The organism is Alteromonas sp. 1_MG-2023 (genome assembly GCF_030547075.1).
GTDB lineage: Bacteria > Pseudomonadota > Gammaproteobacteria > Enterobacterales > Alteromonadaceae > Alteromonas.
Genome location: NZ_JAUOQH010000034.1, coordinates 1 through 3,628 on the forward strand (window position 1 = coordinate 1; position 3,628 = coordinate 3,628).

Below are 3,628 nucleotides of genomic sequence, written 5' to 3' on the forward strand. Positions count from 1 at the left end.
TCCCCATGTGAGAGTAGCACACTGCCAAGCTCCCATTCGAAGAAAGGGCTATCCTAACGGATAGCCCTTTTTTTATGCGTGAGGAAAAGTGCTAGTCAGCACTATGCCCGTCAACAAGCACCTATCAATAAGTGCTATTCAATGAGCGTTTATCTATAAGCGCCTTTCTATAAGACCGTTGTCAAAGTCTGCCCTTAAGTACTTATTAGAAACCAGTAAAAAGCCTCTGCTACTTCCTAATAAGAAGCCGGGTGATATGAAGATTTTAATAAAAATGATCTGCCGCTCATGACATCAGGCTAAAACATACGCCATCAAATGTATTATAAAAACTCGCCAACCTGAATAAATTACTTTTAAGGTATTAATCGTCTAATCCGTATTACTCTATATAGCAATAAAGCGTGTTCATAGATTATAGATTGAGGTTATCAACCGAGATACGTCAGAAATGCTTTCTAATATTCGACGTGGTTAAACCCAAAAGTAAGGAAAGAGAAGATTGATCTGTAAGTCGCTATCAATACGTGTGAAGTTGTTAACGTTGATGTCTGGGGTATGGCGTTAGCGTATATGGATAGGTAGGTAACCTGTAGTAGCTGTATTTAATCTTACAGTTTAGCTCATAGGTTTTAGATTCTACCTAACAGACAGCTATGAGGAATTTTCAGACGGTAGAACTTACTACAAATAGTTTTTCATTCGATGAAAAGCAGACTGTGGGATGACATTAGCTATATAAAACCTGTCGTGTAGAAAAAAATCCAACCTTAAAGCACTTCTGCACTAAGTGACTAACAGTCACTCGGATTTGATTATGAATTAATCAGTTCCACGCACGGAGCAGCTATTGAAATCAGAGATTTATAAGGAGAAACGTAGCTTCTACATAAAACTCCCTAGAACCTACGAAGCGACTATAAAAAATACATATCCAGTAATATATCTATTGGACGATAAGAGATACATACAACACTATTTTAATATTCTAGATACGCTTTCAGAAGGAGGGATGACCCCCGAATTCATACTAATTGGCATTGAGCACCAAAGCCGCATTCTTGATTTGACACCAACTTAATTTCAGGGCCGAGAAGGTACTGGAGGTGCAGATACGTTTTTGCAGTATATCGAGCATGAATTAATCCCCAATATCGATAACCGCTATAAGACTAACGGCTTTAACATATTGGCTGGGCACTCATTGGGAGAACTATTTACTCTTCATGCTATGCAAGCCAAGCCTGATTTATTTGACGCCCACTTAGCCCCTCATTGTATTGGGAGGACCAAACAACAGTGGGTTTAGTAATGGCATTTCTAGAATCAAAATCCTTTCTCCACAACTTTCTGTATATGAACATGGGTAATGAAGGTTTGGATGACCCTTATGATAACTCTATTGCAATGCGCAATGGTTACATGGAACTCGTTGGGTACATTGAGAGTAATGCGCCGGAAAAATTCAGATTTGTATCACATCATTTAGAGCAGGAGTATCATTTGTCTACTGGCGTTATTGGATCTTTCTATGCACTACGTTCGTTGTATCAAAAGTTCCCTTTGCCAACAGGAAAGATAAAGCAGGGCTTAGACTCAATCAAAAAGCACTAGGAAGAATTATCTGCAGAGGTAGGCATTGAAATCAATGCTACTCAAGGCATGGTGTTTAACGCAGGCATGTATCATTTATGGGCTGATGAGGACTTGAACGAAGGAATTGATATTTTGGAATATAACATAAGTCAACACCCCAATTCTGATAGTTCCCATAATGGTCTAGCACTGCTCTATCAAGCAAACGGGGAGTCTGAAAAGGCATTGAAGCACTGTAACCTCAGCCTTAAACATAGCGATTCTGAATCTAGCAATTATCAAAACTATAAACAGCGTTTCGATAATATTAGGGAAAAGTTAAGCGACACTGATTAGTCGAGTATACGCCGCCATTCGATGTTTGCCAGGGCTAATATACTTACTTTCAGTAACCATGGTGAATGCAGAACCCTGGTAACTAGTATTGAAGACAAATGATCAGTGTTTTATGAATAGACGATGTTCCGCGGTTAAACATGAAACCGGTAATATCTTGTTTCACTTCGATACAGACAATATCTAATAATACCGTTATGGTAATAGCCACACATTAGCGCTAGGTATAGCGATAAGCAGAGAGAATAGGATGTCTGAAAAAATTGTATTAGAAGCCACTTTCAATCCGTCAGTCAAAACCTATTGGTTGGTAAGCTTGTTGCTATTCTCAACGCTTATAGTCATTGGTATTCCATTTCTTATTATATCCATTCCTATATTTTATTTTGTAAGTAGTAAAATGATTGCAGCAATGTCTGCAATAATCACTGAACGAAAACTGGTAGTGAAAAGAGGCATTTTCAACAAGGAAGAAAAATCAATTCCACTTGAGAAGATAACCGATGTGGCAATGACGCAAGGCCCGCTAATGCGCGTATTCAAATTATACAGATTGTCTTTTGAGACTGCGGGACAATCAGCGCAGGGCGCATTGGTTTCGCTTATCGGAATTGAAGATGCTATCAATTTTAGAGAAACCATTTTAAGCCAAAAAGACAAGGCCGCTGGGGGAAATAGAGTTACGGCAGAGGTCGAAACAAATACCAGCAATGACTTCGCCTTACTACTGCAAAGTACTCAGCGAATTGAAGCACTACTACAGCAGCTAGTGAATTCAAAGTGATAATTACAGTAGTGTGAATAGTAGGTAGTAGCAGGCCATAAGTGCTAATACCAATGTAAGCGCACGCTCTATCACTCGTACCTTGTATAATAATCTAAGTCTATAGGAATGCTAATAGCTAAGGGGAAAGTGTATCTAGTACAAAACTGTATGGGGTAATGAAAGTAGAATAGAGGTTAACAAGTACACCATCAGTGAATAGACAGTACTGCGTCGTCCCCAACACACATTGTAAACGACACCTGCCTAATACCCCCACTTACAAATGACATCAATTCAGTAACCTAGTTACAAGAGCCCAATAAGATGGCTAAGGCTGACTAGATGAAGATAACCACGAGTATATAAACATATAAGTATAAGGGATTACGCTATTAGCTATTACTTGTATAGGTAATGACGAACATAGCTCAATAATAAGGGTGACCCATCGGTCTGTAAAATTGACTAAGCGCGATGACTCTATAATTACATAGAGAATGAGTAATACGGTGGTGACAATTTATATATGGCTAGCAATAGAGGTAGCGAGACTAACCAGTCTTAAACCGACATGAAATAAGGCGAATAGATAGCGTTGGAAACTTTATAAAATTAATTTAAGAAAAGTGTTGATCCAGAAGCTGATTCGCGTAGAATGCGCGCCTCGCTTCAAGGAGTTGGCAACAATAACGAGAAGCGGTTTTCATTAGCTCTACGGAGTTAACAACGGTTCGAAAAGAAATTTACGAAAAACGTTGACACTGAAAACAAGAAGCGTATTATACGCCTCCCGCTTCGAGAGAAGCGAAACACTAAAACAGCAATAGCTAGCTTAGTGTGCTGCAAAAAAGCAGCAACGTTCTTTAACAATTTAGACAAGACAATCTGTGTGGGCACTCATTAAGAGTGTCACACAACGACGATTCATAT

Annotated in this window: 3 protein-coding genes and 1 pseudogene; all 4 read left to right on the forward strand. The window is 39.0% G+C overall.

Going from position 1 to position 3,628, the window contains the following annotated elements; translation table 11 throughout:
* Window positions 1–1,111: 1,111 nt before the first annotated feature.
* A pseudogene (locus Q4561_RS19835) lies at window positions 1,112–1,309 on the forward strand (alpha/beta hydrolase-fold protein); the annotation flags it as partial.
* 68 nt (window positions 1,310–1,377) lie between these two features.
* Window positions 1,378–1,614 (forward strand): hypothetical protein, encoded by a 237-nt coding sequence (locus Q4561_RS19625; protein WP_303462944.1) that lies wholly within the window; start codon window positions 1,378–1,380, stop codon window positions 1,612–1,614.
* A gap of 66 nt (window positions 1,615–1,680) precedes the next feature.
* On the forward strand, window positions 1,681–1,932 hold the full coding sequence (locus Q4561_RS19630; protein ID WP_303462945.1) for a tetratricopeptide repeat protein: 252 nt from the start codon (window positions 1,681–1,683) through the stop codon (window positions 1,930–1,932).
* A gap of 250 nt (window positions 1,933–2,182) precedes the next feature.
* Entirely contained in the window at window positions 2,183–2,716 is a 534-nt protein-coding gene (locus Q4561_RS19635; RefSeq protein ID WP_303462946.1) for a PH domain-containing protein, read from the forward strand.
* The last annotated feature ends 912 nt before the right edge of the window (window positions 2,717–3,628 follow it).

Bases quoted from the DNA above. Each gene is read 5' to 3' on its own strand.
- Q4561_RS19630 (WP_303462945.1), top strand. From the start codon at position 1,681: ATGTATCATTTATGGGCTGATGAGGACTTGAACGAAGGAATTGATATT.
- Q4561_RS19635 (WP_303462946.1), top strand. From the start codon at position 2,183: ATGTCTGAAAAAATTGTATTAGAAGCCACTTTCAATCCGTCAGTCAAA.